The 16,988-nt window shown below is 38.7% G+C and carries 17 protein-coding genes; 10 read left to right on the forward strand and 7 right to left on the reverse strand.

From position 1 onward, the window contains the following. Positions 1 to 5: 5 nt before the first annotated feature. From metW to hemA, 5 genes are read right to left on the reverse strand one after another with little or no spacing between them, the layout of a single operon-like run. Positions 6 to 596: a methionine biosynthesis protein MetW gene (metW, locus tag FIT61_RS00720; protein ID WP_139872922.1), complete on the reverse strand. Its 591-nt coding sequence runs from the start codon at positions 594 to 596 to the stop codon at positions 6 to 8. Beyond that, positions 593 to 1,726, reverse strand: coding sequence for a homoserine O-succinyltransferase MetX (metX, locus tag FIT61_RS00725; RefSeq protein WP_139882585.1), 1,134 nt, complete (start codon positions 1,724 to 1,726; stop codon positions 593 to 595). The genes metW and metX overlap by 4 nt, the downstream gene beginning before the upstream one ends. Positions 1,727 to 1,734: 8 nt before the next feature. Continuing rightward, positions 1,735 to 2,589 carry a peptide chain release factor N(5)-glutamine methyltransferase gene (gene prmC, locus FIT61_RS00730; protein WP_139882587.1) on the reverse strand — a complete coding sequence of 285 codons (855 nt, stop codon included), beginning with the start codon at positions 2,587 to 2,589 and terminating at the stop codon, positions 1,735 to 1,737. 3 nt (positions 2,590 to 2,592) lie between these two features. Continuing rightward, entirely contained in the window at positions 2,593 to 3,672 is a 1,080-nt protein-coding gene (gene prfA / locus FIT61_RS00735) for a peptide chain release factor 1 (protein WP_139882589.1), read from the reverse strand. A 5-nt stretch (positions 3,673 to 3,677) separates the two neighbouring features. Further along, positions 3,678 to 4,922: a glutamyl-tRNA reductase gene (gene hemA, locus FIT61_RS00740; RefSeq protein ID WP_139872926.1), complete on the reverse strand. Its 1,245-nt coding sequence runs from the start codon at positions 4,920 to 4,922 to the stop codon at positions 3,678 to 3,680. A gap of 101 nt (positions 4,923 to 5,023) precedes the next feature. Here hemA and rpe point away from each other — a divergent pair, with 101 nt between their 5' ends. The 7 genes from rpe to FIT61_RS00775 are packed head-to-tail and all read left to right on the forward strand — an operon-like array spanning position 5,024 to position 11,139. Further along, positions 5,024 to 5,722, forward strand: a complete 699-nt coding sequence (rpe, locus tag FIT61_RS00745) for a ribulose-phosphate 3-epimerase (RefSeq protein WP_139872927.1) — start codon at positions 5,024 to 5,026, stop codon at positions 5,720 to 5,722. A 48-nt stretch (positions 5,723 to 5,770) separates the two neighbouring features. Beyond that, entirely contained in the window at positions 5,771 to 7,243 is a 1,473-nt protein-coding gene (trpE, locus tag FIT61_RS00750) for an anthranilate synthase component I (protein ID WP_139882591.1), read from the forward strand. 3 nt (positions 7,244 to 7,246) lie between these two features. After that, entirely contained in the window at positions 7,247 to 7,816 is a 570-nt protein-coding gene (locus FIT61_RS00755; RefSeq protein WP_139882592.1) for an anthranilate synthase component II, read from the forward strand. Further along, a complete protein-coding gene (gene trpD / locus FIT61_RS00760) occupies positions 7,809 to 8,795 on the forward strand; it encodes an anthranilate phosphoribosyltransferase (protein ID WP_139882594.1) in 987 nt (328 codons plus the stop codon). Before FIT61_RS00755 ends, trpD begins: the two co-directional genes overlap by 8 nt. Beyond that, positions 8,788 to 9,579 (forward strand): indole-3-glycerol phosphate synthase TrpC, encoded by a 792-nt coding sequence (gene trpC / locus FIT61_RS00765; protein ID WP_139882595.1) that lies wholly within the window; start codon positions 8,788 to 8,790, stop codon positions 9,577 to 9,579. Before trpD ends, trpC begins: the two co-directional genes overlap by 8 nt. Before the next feature lie 5 nt (positions 9,580 to 9,584). Continuing rightward, positions 9,585 to 10,583 carry a porphobilinogen synthase gene (gene hemB, locus FIT61_RS00770; RefSeq protein ID WP_139882597.1) on the forward strand — a complete coding sequence of 333 codons (999 nt, stop codon included), beginning with the start codon at positions 9,585 to 9,587 and terminating at the stop codon, positions 10,581 to 10,583. Between the two features lie 13 nt (positions 10,584 to 10,596). Continuing rightward, positions 10,597 to 11,139, forward strand: a complete 543-nt coding sequence (locus FIT61_RS00775) for a hypothetical protein (protein ID WP_139882599.1) — start codon at positions 10,597 to 10,599, stop codon at positions 11,137 to 11,139. Here the strand turns inward: FIT61_RS00775 and FIT61_RS00780 are convergent. Both FIT61_RS00780 and FIT61_RS00785 read right to left on the reverse strand, forming a co-directional pair. After that, on the reverse strand, positions 11,129 to 11,704 hold the full coding sequence (locus FIT61_RS00780; RefSeq protein ID WP_139882601.1) for a hypothetical protein: 576 nt from the start codon (positions 11,702 to 11,704) through the stop codon (positions 11,129 to 11,131). The two genes, FIT61_RS00775 and FIT61_RS00780, sit on opposite strands and share 11 nt — an antisense overlap. A 23-nt stretch (positions 11,705 to 11,727) precedes the next feature. Beyond that, complete coding sequence (locus tag FIT61_RS00785) at positions 11,728 to 14,010, reverse strand: penicillin-binding protein 1A (RefSeq protein WP_139882603.1); 2,283 nt, start codon at positions 14,008 to 14,010, stop codon at positions 11,728 to 11,730. A 139-nt stretch (positions 14,011 to 14,149) separates the two neighbouring features. Between FIT61_RS00785 and FIT61_RS00790 the strand changes: the two genes are divergently transcribed. From FIT61_RS00790 to FIT61_RS00800, 3 genes are read left to right on the forward strand one after another with little or no spacing between them, the layout of a single operon-like run. After that, a complete protein-coding gene (locus FIT61_RS00790; RefSeq protein WP_139882605.1) occupies positions 14,150 to 14,665 on the forward strand; it encodes a shikimate kinase in 516 nt (171 codons plus the stop codon). Between the two features lie 4 nt (positions 14,666 to 14,669). Then, a complete protein-coding gene (gene aroB, locus FIT61_RS00795) occupies positions 14,670 to 15,758 on the forward strand; it encodes a 3-dehydroquinate synthase (RefSeq protein ID WP_139882606.1) in 1,089 nt (362 codons plus the stop codon). Further along, complete coding sequence (locus tag FIT61_RS00800) at positions 15,755 to 16,861, forward strand: deoxyguanosinetriphosphate triphosphohydrolase (RefSeq protein WP_139882608.1); 1,107 nt, start codon at positions 15,755 to 15,757, stop codon at positions 16,859 to 16,861. Before aroB ends, FIT61_RS00800 begins: the two co-directional genes overlap by 4 nt. Positions 16,862 to 16,988: the final 127 nt, after the last annotated feature.

Here is a 16,988-nt window from a genome sequence, read left to right on the forward strand (position 1 = left end):
AAAAATTATTTTGAAACGAGACGATACATGGCTAATGCGCCCATGAGATTAGGCATGACATGAATAGGTTTACCGTGGGTCAGAATAAGACGCTCTTTCACACCAATTTTATTTTTAATACAAAACTCATCAAAGTCTTTAATCGTACATAAATGAATATTGGGTGTGTTATACCACTCATAAGGTAAATTCTTAGAGACAGGCATTTGACCTTGAATGAGCTGAATGCGATGCCGCCAATAACCAAAGTTTGGAAACGTCACAATCGCTTCTTTGCCGACTCTTAGCATTTCATGCACAATTTTTTCGGTGTTGTGCATGGCTTGCAGCGTTTGAGATAAAACGACCACATCAAACGATTGAGATTCAAAACCAGAGAGCCCCGATTCCAAGTCCATTTGAATCACATTTAAACCTTGTTTTAAAGTGTTAAGCCAATGTGCATCATCTTTTTCGATACCATAACCTTTGACTTCTAAAGAGCCTTCTAGAAATTTTAAAAGCGATCCATCTTCACAGCCTAAGTCGAGCACTTTGGCACCAAAAGGAATCCAATTGGCAATGACAGCAAAGTCTTGTCTAAATTGTGCGCTCATAATTGATTCGCAATCTTTTTAAAGTAAGTTGTGAGTATGCCGTGATAATGCGCATCTGACATGAGGAAGGCATCATGTCCATGTTGCGCTGTGACTTCAGCATAGCTTACAGTCAATTCATTATCTAAAAGTGCCTTTACAATTTCTTTGGAGCGTTGAGGTGAGAATCGCCAATCACTCGTAAATGAAACCACTAAAAATTCGGCCTCTACTTTTTTAAATGCTTTAGATAAATTACCTTGATAATCTTTTGCTGGATCAAAATAGTCCAATGCACGCGTCATTCTTAAATAGGTATTCGCATCAAACTCTTCAGCAAATTTATCACCTTGATAATGCAAATAAGATTCCATTTCAAAATTCACATCAAAAGAATATTCAATATTTTTATTTTTAAGTTTGCGACCAAATTTCATACCCATGGCATCATCAGATAAATAGGTAATATGGCCTAACATTCTGGCAATACGAAGACCGCGCTTTGGTTTCTTTTTAAAACGGTAATAGTCCCCATTATAAAAATCAGGATCAGTGATAATGGCTTGTCTTGCGACTTCATTAAAAGCAACATTTTGTGCAGTAAGATTGGGCGCTGCTGCAATAACAACGGCATGACGCACACGTTTCGGATAGGAAAGCGTCCATTGAATGGCTTGCATACCGCCTAAGCTTCCACCAATGACAGCGGCTAAACGTTCAATACCTAATTGATCTAAGAGTCCCGCTTGTGCGTTGACCCAATCTTCCACAGTGACGATCGGAAAATCAGATCCCCATGGTTTTTTCGTTTTAGGATTGATGCTTTTAGATCCACTACTGCCGTGACAGCCGCCTAGATTATTAACACCAATAACGAAAAAGCGATTGGTGTCGAGCGGTCGTCCAGGACCAATGAGGTTATCCCACCAACCCGGATATTTATCATCTTTTTTATAACGTCCTGCGACATGATGGTTACCTGAGAGTGCGTGACAGACAAGCACTGCATTATTTTTTTTGGCGTTTAATGTGCCATAAGTTTCATAGGCGAGTTCATAGCTCGGTAATTTTTTACCACTCGTTAATTGAAGTGGTTTTGTAAATTGGGCAAACTTTGCTTTGACAAGACCGACTGAATTTTTTTCACTCATGCTGACGATTATACTATTGAATATAGTCCGAAAGTGACACGATAAATACCATGAATATCTTTAGCATTTTCAACATGCTGATAGCCATTTTTTCGAAATAAATCTTTTACAATTTCAGCTTGATTATAACCATGCTCAATCAAAAGCCACGCATCAATATTCAAGTGATTTTTAGCGTTTTCAATAATATGCTGTATCGCTTTCATGCCCATAGGCCCTGAGACGAGAGCATCAATGGGCTCATGTTCTAACCCTTTTGATAAATGCGGATCATTTTCTTCCAAATAAGGCGGATTACTGACGATCACATCAAATTTTTTTTTGATTAAAGCATGAAACCAATCACTTTGTTGCAGAGTGACATTAGATGTCTGATAAAGCGCAAGATTCTCTCTTGTATTTTTTAGAGCATCTTCCGATTGATCAATGAGGGTCACTTTTGAAAGCGGTCTTTCAAGCGCTAATGTGATGCCAATAATCCCAGTACCACATCCTAAATCGAGTATATTAAATGTATCGCGCGCGTTTATTTTAGAAAGCGCTATTTCAATGAGTATTTCAGTATCCGCTCTTGGAATCAGTACATTCCGATTGACTTTAAATGTTCTTCCATAAAAAGACCATTCACCTAAAACGTATGGCAGAGGTATGCCAACAATTCTTTTTTCTGTGATGCTTTCAATTTGTAATTGATCTTCTTCATTAAGCAGCCGATCATTTTCTTGGATGATTTCTTTTTGACTCATCTTTAAAACATATTCCAGAATAAAACGCGCTTCAAGTTTTGCTTCATCTAGAGAATAAGCAATGTGTTGGTGAAGTTTACTCTCAGTATTTTTTAATACGTCGCGAAGCGTCGCCACATTTTAATCCTCTGCAAAACCTGCAAGAAGATCGGCTTGATGCTCATTGGACAATGCATTAATGAGTTCTTCCATATCACCATCGGTTATGGCTTCTATTTTATAAAGGGTTAAATTAATTCGATGATCTGTAATACGGCCTTGAGGATAGTTGTATGTGCGAATACGTTCACTGCGATCTCCACTACCAATGAGAGATCTACGATCGGATGCTAATTTAGATTGTTGTTCACGAATTTGTGCATCACGAATGCGCGCTGCTAAGACACTCATTGCTTGTGCTTTATTACGATGCTGTGATCTATCATCCTGACATTCCACTACAATCCCTGTGGGCAAATGTGTAATGCGGACAGCCGAATCTGTTTTATTGATATGTTGACCACCTGCACCAGATGCGCGGTAGGTATCCAATCTAATTTCAGCGGGATTAATAATCACATCACTAATTTCATCTGCTTCAGGCAATACTGCGACTGTACAAGCAGAGGTATGAATACGACCTTGCGTTTCTGTATCAGGTACACGTTGCACACGATGACCGCCTGATTCAAATTTTAATTTTGAATAAGCACCATGCCCAATAATTTTCATAATAATTTCTTTGTAGCCACCGACTTCAGATTCGCTGGATGACACAATTTCCATTTTCCAACCCTGACGTTCCGTATATCTTGAATACATTCTAAATAAATCGCCTGCAAATAAAGCGGATTCATCACCCCCGGTACCTGCACGAATTTCTAAGAAAATATTTTTTTCATCATTTGGATCTTTGGGCAGTAATAATTTTTGTAAATTATCTTCAATGGTGACCAGTTTTAATTTGCATTGCTCAATTTCTTCTTGCGCAAATTCCTTCATCTCTGGATCGGAAAGCATGGCTTGTGCTTCATTTAAGTTATCTTCATTTTTTTTATATGCTAAATATTCATCCACAATAGGCGTGATATCTGAATGCTCTTTAGTAATCTTGCGATATTGATCCATATCATTCGTGATGGATTCAGAGCTTAATAAAGTGTTGAGTTCTTGTATGCGCTCACTTAATGCCGCTAATTTTTTTTGCATGGAGGGTTTCATGGCATTTAGTCTTTAAGTGGGTAAATTTTCTTTAATGTTTTGGTTAAAAGTTCATGTTCTTCACCATGCGCTTCATTGAGCGCTTGGCTTGGATGATGAAGAAATTTATTCGCTAATGCTTTGCTTAATACTTCTAAAGCCTCTTCTGGCTTCATACCTTGATTAAGAAGTTTTTGTGCTTTTTTAAGTTCAGTCATGCGGTAGCTTTCAGCATGATCACGAAGCGCTTTAATCGTAGGCACGATGGTACGCGTTTTTAACCATTGTGCGAAATCTTTGACGTGGTCATCAATCAACTTCTCAGCTTCAATCGCAGCTGATTGACGATTTGTTAAACCTTCCTCAATGAGGTGAGATAAGTCGTCGACCGTATAAAGATAAACATCATTGAGGTTCCCTACTTCAGGTTCAATGTCTCGCGGGACGGCAAGGTCGACCATAAACATAGGACGATTTCGTCTTGTTTTGAGTGCGCGTTCCACCATCCCTAAACCTACAATTGGTAATTGGCTTGCTGTAGAACTCACAACAATATCGAACTCATGAAGGCGATCATACAGTTCTGAAATAAGACAGGCATCACCCTTCATATGTTTAGCTAAAGCTAAACCCCGATCAAGCGAACGATTCGCGACGGTGATCGATTTAGGCTTTTTATTTTTAATATGCTCAGCACAAAGTTCAATCATTTCACCTGCACCAATAAAAAGTACTTTTGAAGTTTTTAAATCCCCAAAAATACGCTCAGCGAGCTTGATCGAAGCTGCTGCCATCGAAATAGAACTCATACCAATATCTGTTTTAGTTCTAACTTCTTTAGCCACTGAGAATGTTTTTTGAAAGAGTTTATTCAAAAGCACGCCTAAAGTACCTGTATTTTCAGCAGTTTTAATGGCCTGCTTCATTTGCCCTAAAATTTGAGGTTCTCCCAAGACCATGCTGTCTAAGCCTGAAGCGACACGAAAAGCATGTTGAATCGCTTCTTGGTTTTCATAGACGTAAAGATGAGATTCAACCATTTTTAATTTGATATCGTGATATTTACACAGCCAATCGATGATGATTTGAGGATCCCGGGCTTTAGCATAGATTTCACTGCGGTTGCAGGTCGATAAAATGGCAGCTTCACTGACTTTATGCTCCATAAGGCCAAGTAAGGCTTGACTTAAATGATCAGGATCAAAAGCGACTTTTTCGCGAATCGCAATAGGGGCAGTGGTGTGGTTAATGCCTACGGTATAAAGCTGCATGTGAATATTCTTAATCCGACGCTTTAGCTTCACGTCATTTAAGAGTTAAAATAGCTATTTTACAATATCTCACTCAACTTTCATTTGGGATCACTAGAAATATGGATAAAACATTTAGAATTGCCCCCAGTATTCTTTCAGCGAATTTCGCGAAACTTGGCCAAGAAATTAATGATGTGATTAAGTCAGGCACTGATATCGTTCACTTTGACGTGATGGATAATCATTACGTACCTAATCTAACCATTGGTCCTTTAGTGTGCGAAGCGATTCGTCCTGTGACGGATGCTATCATTGATGTGCATTTAATGGTGAAGCCTGTGGATCGTATTATTCCTGACTTTGCAAAAGCGGGTGCCAATATCATTACTTTCCATCCTGAAGGTTCAGAGCATATTGATCGCAGTCTTTCATTGGTGCGTGATTCAGGATGTAAATCAGGTTTGGTATTTAACCCAGCCACCCCACTCGATTATCTTGATCATGTGATGGATAAAATTGATATGGTCTTATTAATGTCAGTGAACCCAGGATTTGGCGGTCAAAAATTTATTCCTGAAACGCTCAATAAACTTAAAATCGCACGCCAAAAAATTGATGCCTACTATGAAAAAACAGGCCGTCAAATTTGGTTAGAGGTCGACGGTGGTGTGAACGCGAATAATATTGCAGACATTGCAAAAGCAGGTGCTGATACTTTTGTGGCAGGCTCTGCTATTTTTGGTGCAGGTAAAGATACCGATCCTAATCGTTACGACACCGTGGTGAAATCATTACGCGCATCTCTTGCATCTCTTTAATTAAAAAAACATGAAGAAGCTTAAAAATAGCTTCTTCATGTTTCTATCATGACTACCTTAATCACATCAGATCAATTTAATGCTTATAAGAATGAAGGATTTAATTTCATTCCATTGGTGAAATCTTTTGATGTCGGTCATGAAACACCTTTATCAATTTATCAAAAGTTAGCCAACCTTCCTTTTTCTTATCTTTTAGAATCTGTGGAAGGCGGTGAACGCTTTGGTCGTTATTCGATTATTGGACTTCCCTCTAAAAAAAGAATTGTGATTCGCGATCATGTGATCGAAGTCATTGATCAAAATAAAGTCATTCAAAAAGAAGTCACACACAATCCACTCGATTTTATTCAGGACTATTTAACTCAATTTAAAGTGCCAGCTGATATTGAATTACCTCGATTCGCGGGCGGACTCGCGGGGTATTTTGGCTATGAAACGATTCAATACATTGAATCTCGTTTAAAGCATAAAAAAACAAAAGATATTTTAGGTGTACCTGATATCTTACTCATGTTGTCCGATGAGCTTATTGTGGTTGACAATGTGGCGCGTAAAATTTTTATTGTGAGTTATGCGGATCCATCCATTCAGCATGCCTATGCATTAGGCATTGAAAGATTAGATAAGCTTCATGATCAACTTCATCAATCGATTGAAATTCAAAAGCCCCAAATATCAAATCAAATCGAAGCACATTCTGAATTTGGTGAAGATGCTTTTATGAAAGCTGTTGAAAAAGCGAAGTCTTATATTTTTGAAGGTGATATCATGCAAGTGGTGTTATCACAAAGAATGTCACAAACATTTGAAGCATCTCCATTAGCACTTTATGAATCGCTTCGTACATTAAACCCATCGCCTTACATGTTTTATTATCATATGGATGATCATCATGTGGTGGGTGCATCCCCTGAAATTTTAGTGAGACTCGAAGATGAAACAGTCACGGTAAGACCTATTGCAGGCACCCGTCCTCGCGGTAAAACTAAAGAAGAAGATTTAAAATTAGAAAAAGAGTTATTAGCTGATCCTAAAGAATGTGCAGAACATGTTCAGCTGATGGACTTAGGTCGAAATGATATTGGACGGGTCTCTCAATCAGGCTCGGTCAGAGTGACAGATAATATGACGATCGAACGATATTCGCATGTGATGCATATCGTATCGAATGTGGAGGGCACATTAAAACCTAATATGCATGCGATGGATGTATTGAAAGCAACTTTTCCAGCAGGCACTGTGAGCGGGGCACCTAAAGTACGTGCGATGGAAATTATTCATGAATTAGAACCGAGTAAGCGCGGTATTTACGCAGGTGCAGTCGGTTACTTAGGTTTTGATGGCGACATGGATGTAGCAATCGCCATTCGAACAGGTGTGATTAAAAACAAAACGCTTTATGTACAAGCGGGTGCCGGTATTGTTGCAGATTCCGTACCGCATAATGAATGGGTTGAAACACAAAATAAAGCAAAAGCGGTATTACGTGCCGCAGAAATTGTGCAATCAGGAAAATAAATTATGTTACTCATGATTGATAACTACGATTCATTTACTTATAACCTTGTTCAATATTTGGCTGAGCTTAAACAAGAGGTTGAGGTTTATCGTAATGACGAGATCACGATTGATGAGATCAAAAAAAAGAATCCTCAATATATTGTGTTGTCTCCAGGCCCTTGCACACCCAATGAGGCAGGTGTTTCTCTGGAAGTTGTTAATACATTCAAAGGTGTGATCCCGATTCTAGGTGTTTGCCTAGGACATCAAACAATCGGTCAGGCTTTTGGTGGAAAAATTATTCATGCTAAAACATTGATGCATGGTAAAACTTCACAAATCCATCACACGGATCAAGGTGTCTTTAAAGATTTAAAAAATCCATTTACAGCAACACGTTATCATTCGCTCGTGATTGAACGCTCAACGCTGCCTGATTGTTTAGAAGTCACTGCATGGACAGATGATGAAGAAATTATGGGGGTGCGCCATAAAACATTACCCATTGAGGGCGTGCAATTTCATCCTGAATCAGTCCTCACCGAACATGGACATGATCTATTAAATAATTTCTTAAAAACTTATGGCTAACATAGATTCAAAAGAACTATCAGTCAAAGACTTTATGCAGTCTTTAATGTCAGGTGTATTAAGTGATGACATTATTGAATCTTATGTTTTAGCGCTCAATGAAAAAGGTATCACTGCAGACAATATTTTTGATGCAGCAACCGTCATGCGTCAATTTGCAAAACAGGTCGACATTCAAGATAAAAACTATCTTGTGGATACATGTGGCACAGGAGGGGACGGTATTCAAACGTTTAATGTGTCGACTTTAAGTGCGATTGTGGCTGCAAGTGCGGGCGTCAAAGTAGCTAAGCATGGTGGTCGCTCAGTCTCATCTAAGTGTGGCAGTGCTGATGTGTTAGAAGCTTTGGGTGTGAATGTGAATTTAACTCCTGAAAAAGTAGCCTCACTTGTGAATGATATTGGTATTGCTTTTATGTTTGCACCGAACTTTCATCCAGCTATGCGATATGCTGCACCGGTCCGAAAAAAATTAGGTGTGAGAACGATTTTTAATGTTTTAGGCCCGCTTGCTAATCCAGCTTCAGCGACGCATCAAGTATTAGGCGTCTATGAGGCATCACTCACAGAAACGATGGCGGAAGTATTATCAAAACTAGGAAGCGAACATGTGATGGTCGTGCATGGTGAAGATGGTATGGATGAGATTTCAATTTCGAGTGGGACAAGAATTAGCGAACTTAAAAATAAATCGATCACCACCTTCACTATTAAGCCGACTGATTTTGGATTGAATATGGCAGACCTTAAAACGATTCAAGTTGAAGATGTCGATGCATCCAAAGCGATGATGCTTGATGTATTAGAGGGTCACGAAGGACCTCATCGCGATATCACACTTCTTAATGCAGGGGCTGCGATTTATGTCAGCGGCCTTACCTCCACTTTAAAAGAAGGTATTGAAAAAGCTAAATCGGTCATTGATCAAGGTTTATCACTCAAAAAACTAGAAGCATTGAAGGTAGCATCCCATGGCTAATATTCTAGACACGATCATTACAACTAAATTTGAAGAAATTAAAGCGTCACAAAAAATTAAATCACTCGATCAACTTAAAGATGAAGCGAGAAATGTATCTCAGCCCAGAGGGTTTATAAAAGCGATTGAAACACAGCTCTCAAAAAATAAAGCAGCGGTGATTGCTGAGATCAAAAAAGCAAGTCCCTCCAAAGGTGTCATTCGAGAACATTTTAATCCAAAAGAGATTGCCATCTCCTATGAAAAAGGCGGGGCGACTTGTTTATCTGTACTCACAGATCAACAATATTTCCAGGGCCACGCTAACTATTTAAAAGAAGCAAGAGCTGCATGCAGTCTTCCCGTATTGCGTAAAGATTTTATGGTGGATTCATATCAAATTTATGAGGCACGTGCGATGGAGGCTGATTGTATTCTTTTAATCGTGGCAGCGCTTCCTTTGAACTTAATGCAAGAGCTTGAAGAAATTACACTTAACTTAGGTATGAATGTTTTAGTCGAAGTGCACAATCAAGAAGAGCTTGAATTAGCATTGCAATTAAAAACACCACTTCTAGGTATTAACAATCGCAATCTAAAAACATTTGATGTTTCTCTAAACACAACTTTTGATTTAATCAAAAATATAAATTCTGACAAAATTATTGTGACTGAGTCGGGGATCTTCACATCGAATGATGTGAAGTTGATGCAAGATCATCATGTGAATACCTTTCTTATTGGGGAGGCTTTTATGCGAGAATCTGATCCAGGACAATCCTTAAAAACTTTATTTCAATTCTAAACATTATGGAAAATTCGAATAGACCCAGACGCATGCGTAAAGATGAGTTCTCGCGTCGATTGATGCGAGAGCATCATTTGACAACGGATGATTTAATTTATCCAGTATTTGTCATGGAAGGTCACCAAAAAGAAGAAGCGATTCCATCCATGCCAGGCATTAAACGTCAAAGTATGGATCTCATTCTAGAGACTGCAGAAGAATGTTTTAAATTAGGCATTCCGGCGATTGCATTATTTCCAGTCGTTGATTCGAAATTAAAAACAGAAGATGCAAAAGAAGCCTATAACCCGGGAGGGCTTATTCCAAGAGTGGTAGCTTTACTCAAGCAACATGTGCCCAATCTTGGTGTGATTACAGATGTGGCCCTCGATCCTTATACCAGCCATGGCCAAGATGGTTTGATTGATGCATCAGGTTATGTGTTGAATGATGAAACGGTAGAGGTTTTAATCAAACAAGCTTTAAGTCATGCTAAAGCAGGTGCTGATATTGTAGCTCCCTCTGACATGATGGATGGACGCATTGGAAAAATTCGCGAAGCTCTAGAAAAAGAAGGATTTGTGCATACAAAAATTTTAGCGTACTCAGCAAAATACGCTTCGTCATTTTATGGCCCATTTAGAGATGCCGTAGGATCTCTTAAAAATTTAGGTGGAAGTAATAAAAATAGCTATCAAATGGATCCAGCGAATACAGATGAAGCTTTGACTGAAGTTGAACTCGACATTAATGAAGGCGCTGACATGGTGATGGTGAAACCCGGTATGCCATACCTTGACATTGTCTATCGCGTGAAAACTGCTTTTGGAGTACCGACTTATGCGTATCAGGTGAGTGGAGAATATGCGATGCTTAAAGCTGCATCACAAAATGGTTGGTTAGATGAAAAAGCAATTGTGATGGAATCTCTTCTAGCTTTTAAACGTGCAGGCGCTGATGGGATCTTAAGTTATTACGCCATGGAAGTGGCGCGATGGCTTCAAGAAAATAAATCAATTTAAATTTGGATGATCAATGAAAGTTATTACTGAAGAATATAGAAAGTTACAGCAAGAATTACATCAGAATCCAAATTATGGTGTTGCGTCACTTCAGTTCGCACCGATTGTTGCAAATATTATTAAAGATCTCAATGTTGAATCATTGAGTGATTATGGCGCTGGGAAAAAGAATTTATTAAAGGGCTTGACTGAGCTCGGAATTAAGTTAAAAGTTTATTTACCTTATGATCCAGCTTTTCCTGAATATGGCGAAGCTAAGGCGGCTGATTTAGTTTGCTGTATCGATGTTTTAGAGCATATTGAGCCCGATCTTATTGATAATGTCATCCAAGATTTGGCAAACATTACTAGTAAATTCGGCTTCTTCTCTGTTCATATGGGCCCAGCAGTTAAAGTATTAGCAGATGGAAGAAATGCCCATTTAATTCAGAAACCAAGTTCTTGGTGGTTAGAAAAACTCATTAAATATTTTGAAGTATTACATTTGCAAACACATGGAGTCATGGGGCATGGGTTTTGGGTTGCTGTGAAACCTAAAGAAAAAATTAATTTGTAAGAAGTTTTTCAGTTTCTTCAATTGATGCTTTGGATTTATTTATTTTTAAATCATCCACGTGATAGATTAAAAGTTCAATAGGCCCCATCGAGCCTTCAAGGGTTAATACCGGAATCATTTTTTTATCTTGCATGGGGTCTTTAGTTCGCGATTTGCGATCGCGCGTTTCGTATGCGATATTGTGATTTAGCAAAAAAAATTCAACTTCTTTCATGGAGTCAGCATAGAGCTGAATATGAAGTGTCGGATATCGGCCCGCTGTCCCATCTAATGCAGCACCGGTTAAATGTGGATTAAAAGCAATTAATTTTTTCATGAGGCTAAGTGCTTCAAGCCTTAATACTTTAAGACGCGCTTCATGTTCTTCATCAAAATAGATCGCTTGATGCTCTTTGATTGCATCATTGATTTCATCATTTGAAGGTAGCGCATCCCCATCATTAAGCCCAAAAAATTTAGCGGCTTTACGTTTTGCAAATGCGTAATCGCTAATACCTTCTTCAGCCATCATTTGAGCAGCTTTATGTGCCACTTGGAATCGTAGGTGTTTACTTTGTCTTGCCATATGAAACACTTTTTTTTAAAAAATTAATTGAGAAGTTGGATCTCATTATGCGGTGGAAACTCTGAATAGAAATATTCATTCACACCTTCTTCATTCTCATTTGCAGGGGTACCTGTATCCGGTTTAACTTTTTGAATGATGACACCATCAGGCATGTTGTAATTTTGAACAGGTGAATCTTTTAATGCCGTTTGCATATATCTAATCCAAATAGGCAATGCAGCCTGAGAGCCAGTCTCATCCTTACCGAGCGTTTTAGGTTGGTCGAATCCAATCCATGCAATAGCGACTTGAGAAGGCGTAAACCCTGCAAACCATGCGTCCACTTGATTGTTGGTTGTTCCCGTTTTACCTGCGATATCTGAGCGACCTAATGCTTTAGCTTTTTGAGCTGTCCCTTTGTTTACAACGTCTTGTAGGAGTGTTGTCATAATAAATGCGTTTCGTGGGTCAATGATGCGAGGCGTTTCTTCATTTTGAAACATTGCATTCGTTTGATCGATGACTTTACCTTGACTATCCACCATCTTTTCAATGAGGTAAGGTTTTTTAAGGTAGCCACCATTCGCGAATACTCCATAAGCGGTGACCATTTCCATGAGTGTGGCAGAACCAACTCCTAAAGCCATCGATAAGTATGCTGGGTGATTGGCAGGATCAAAACCAAAACGAGTCGCATAGTCTTGAGCATAAGCAGGACCAATCGCTTTTAAAACGCGAATAGCGACCAAGTTTTTAGATTTAGCCAAACCATTTCTAAGTCTGATATGACCATCAAAATCTCCGTCATAGTTTTGTGGATCCCAGTCCATACCACTTCCTGTTTCCGCTGCGGAGAAATGAAGAGGTGCATCATTGACGATCGTTGCAGGGGTAATCCCTTTTTCTAATGCTGCAGAATAAATGAAAGGTTTAAAGGTGGAACCAGGCTGACGTTTTGCTTGAGTGACGTGATTATATTTATTTCTATTAAAATCAAAACCACCTACTAACGCTGTAATGGCACCTGTTTGTGGATCCATTGAAACTAAAGAAGCCTCGACTTTAGGGAGTTGCACCACTTCCCATTGTTTATTTTTTTGAATGACACGAATCACAGCACCTGGTTTGACTTTTCTATTTTTAGGATCTTTGTCGCTCAATGTTTTTTGAATGAGCGCTAAGTTATCTCCTTTAATGTCGACTAAGTCACCTTTTTTAGTGAAGGCTTGCACGTATTTGGCATCAGCTTTTATGACGACTGCCGGAATAAATCCGTTATATTCTTCAAGTCCATCAAGTATGTCGACGATCTTAGTTTTTTGATCTTCAAATTTTTTACCTTCTAAATCGATGTTTTTTTCTGGGCCTCGATATTCGTGACGACGATCGTAATCTAAGATACCTCTTAATACCGCTTCATTAGCTGCCTCTTGATTCGCTTTTTTAATGGTGGTGTAGACTTTGATGCCGCTCGTATAGATATCCTCTTGATACTGATCGTAGAGTGTTTGTCTTACCATTTCAGATGCATGATCAGCCATCAAGTCTCTGGATTGTCGTGATTCCTTGAAATGAAGTGTTTGACTCATCGCTTCTTCAAAAGCCTTTTGATCAATAAATTCATAACGCAACATATTTTTTAAGACTTCACGTTGACGTTGAATGGCGCGTTTTGGATTGGTGAATGGATTGTAATTAGAAGGTGCTTTAGGAAGGCCTGCTAAAAGTGCACATTCAGCTAAAGTCAGTTTTTCTAAGGGTTTGCCATAATAGACAAGGGCGGCTGCACCAAAACCGTAGGCTCTTTGACCCAAATAAATTTGGTTAATATAAAGCTCTAAAATTTGATCTTTATTTAAATTTTTTTCAATCTTATAAGAGAGAAAAACTTCACTAATTTTTCGTCTTAAAGTTTTATCAGAGGACAGAAAAAAATTACGTGCGACTTGCATCGTGATCGTACTTGCCCCTTCATGAGAAGCACCCGCTAAATTTTTCACAATGGCTCGACCGACACCTACAGCATCGACCCCTTTGTGTTGATAAAAACGACGGTCTTCAATGGCCAAAATAGCGTTCTTCATTTTTTTAGACACATGTTGAATTTTAATGAAAGCACGGCGTTCTTCTCCAAATTCAGCCATGAGAAAACCATCCGAGCTATAAACTCTTAAAGGTAATTTAGGACGATATTCTGTCAATGATTCAAGCGAGGGTAATGAGGGAATGACAAGCGCTATGGTTAAAGCAATTAAGGCTCCAATCGCACATAAGCTTACGAAAAACCACAACAAGAGGCTTTTAAAGAAGGTGGGTTTTGCCATAAGTAAAATGAATAATGACTTTGATTTTTATTGAACCCACATTATAAAAGGTGTTGAGGATTATTTGTAAGCAATTCGAGCCATTACCTTATTAATCCCTTAAAATAATGAGTATTCTTGAATATAAAGCTAGTTCGTCATGGCAACGATTAATGACAATATTTTTTTTGTAGGACTCATGGGCGCTGGAAAAACGACCATAGGTAAATTGTTAGCCAAAAAACTCAAAAAAACTTTTTATGACACTGATCATGAAATTGAAAAAAAATTAGGCGTTAAAGTGTCCGTGATTTTTGAGCTTGAAGGTGAAGAAGGTTTTCGTAAAAGAGAAACACAGATGATTGATGAGTTGACGAACAAAAAAGATATCATCTTAGCCACAGGTGGCGGTGCCGTATTAAGCGAGGAAAATAGACGTCTACTTAAAGAAAGAGGTAAGGTGATTTATTTGAATGCCAAGCCACAGCATTTGGCGAAACGCATGGCTTTTGATAAAGATCGACCGCTTTTACAACAAGGCAATATGTTAGATACTTTAAATAATCTCTATCAACAAAGACATCCCTTGTATTTGGGGGTTTCATCATTTGTGGTGGACACAGGCCAACAAAAAACACAAACGATTATTCATAAAATTGAGGCGCTGCTAAGATAAGTTCATGCAAACCATTCATATTCAATTAGAGGATCGATCTTATCCGATTTATATTGGAGAAGGATTGTTGTCTCAAATCAAATTGATTGAGTCACATTTAAAACAGAAACATGTGGCGATTGTGACGAATACGACGGTCGCCCCTTTGTATCTTGATCCCTTATTACATGGCTTAAAACAACATGGTATTAAAGCGTTTCCAATTATCTTGCCTGATGGGGAAGTATATAAAAATCAAGAGACTTTAAATCTTATCTATGATGCACTTCTAAAAGAAAAATGTGAACGCACTACAACACTCATTGCATTAGGTGGCGGTGTGATAGGGGACATGACAGGTTATGCCGCTGCGACTTATTTAAGGGGTGTACCTTTTATTCAAATACCCACCACACTTTTATCACAAGTCGATTCATCTGTCGGCGGTAAAACAGGTATTAATCATCCTTTGGGTAAAAACATGATTGGTGCTTTTTATCAGCCACAATGCGTGATTGCGGATATTGATACTTTTAAAACATTGCCTCAACGAGAATTTTCTGCAGGTATGGCAGAGGTTATTAAATATGGACTGATTCGTGATGAAGCTTTTTTTGATTGGCTTGAAAAAAATATTGAAGGCCTTATGAAATTAAATCCGTCCCTTTTGATTGAAGCGATCAAACGCTCATGTCAAAACAAAGCAGATGTGGTGGAGATGGACGAACATGAATCAGGTGTTCGAGCAACACTTAATCTCGGCCACACTTTTGGACACGCGATTGAAAATGCGATGGGCTATGGTGTTTGGCTTCATGGCGAGGCAGTTGCGGCAGGCATGGTCATGGCAGCTCACCTATCCAAACTGATGGGCTGGTTAAAAGATAATGAATTTAATCGTATCGTTAAACTTTTAAAAGAAGCCAAGCTTCCGATTGATCCTCCAAACATGAGTGAAGATCAATATTTGAAACTTATGAGCATGGATAAAAAAGTTGTCGATGGAAAAATTAGACTGGTGCTTCAAAAAGGGATCGGCGATTCTTGTATCACGAGTGATTACAACCCAAATCATTTAAAGACTACATTAAATACACAAAAATTTTCGGCATGATGAAGTTAGCACCTTATGCCGCACATCCAGAACAATCACGCGGCCGACGTTTTAAAGAAGAAGCCTCAACTTTAAGAAATGATTTTCAGCGGGATCGTGATCGTGTAATTCACTCGACTGCTTTTAGACGGCTTGAATATAAGACGCAAGTATTCGTGAATCACGAAGGTGATTTATTTAGAACGCGTCTCACTCATAGTTTAGAAGTCGCGCAAATTGCAAGAAGTATTGCGCGCACTTTAAACCTCCATGAAGACTTAGCAGAAGCGATTGCCTTAGCCCATGATTTAGGTCACACCCCTTTCGGTCACGCAGGACAAGATGCGTTAAATCGTTGCATGAAAGATTATGGTGGATTTGAACATAACCTTCAGTCACTTCGCGTCGTCGATCTTTTAGAGCAAAGGTATGCAGCATTTGATGGGCTTAATCTCACCTTTGAAACAAGAGAAGGCATTTTGAAGCACTGTTCTATTAAAAATGCTGAAAAATTGGGCGACGTCGGACTTAGATTTTTGAATAAAACCGAAACAACCTTAGAAGGACAGATTGCTAATTTCGCGGATGAGATTGCTTATAACAATCACGATATTGATGATGGCATTCGTTCCGGACTTTTAACGATCGATCAGCTCATGGAGGTTTCCCTTTTTAAAGAATCCGCATTAAAAGTCAAAACCCTTTATCCTGATTTATCTCCAAAACGATTCGTTCATGAAACGATTCGCCGCATGATCCATAGTTTGGTCGATGATTTATGTCGAACGAGCCTCTCATATATAAAGGTATCAAAACCAAAACATGTGGATGAGGTGAGGCTTCATGGCCCCATGATCGACTTTTCAACTGACATGGCAGAAAAACAGCTAGAGCTTAAACAATTCTTAAGAAAGTCTTTATATCTCCATCCTAAGGTCACGATAATGACAGATAAGGCTACCAAGACGATTGAAGGCTTATTTAAGGTCTATATGGATGATTTAAGTCTTATTCCTTCAGACTACCAATCGATCGGTCGAGAGGAAAAACCAAGAGTGATTGCGGACTATATTGCCGGTATGACGGATCGTTATGCGATTCGTGAGTTTGAAAAGTTGTTATAAATCAATAAGTTAAAATAATTTTGTTGTAAATTTACAACAAACCAACATAAATGTCGCAAAAAACACTAAAAAAACTTGCGATCGCCCAGTTTGATAGCTCATAATTCACTTAACCTTCTTAATGAAG

This window comes from Candidatus Methylopumilus rimovensis, assembly GCF_006364615.1.
Lineage (GTDB): Bacteria > Pseudomonadota > Gammaproteobacteria > Burkholderiales > Methylophilaceae > Methylopumilus > Methylopumilus rimovensis.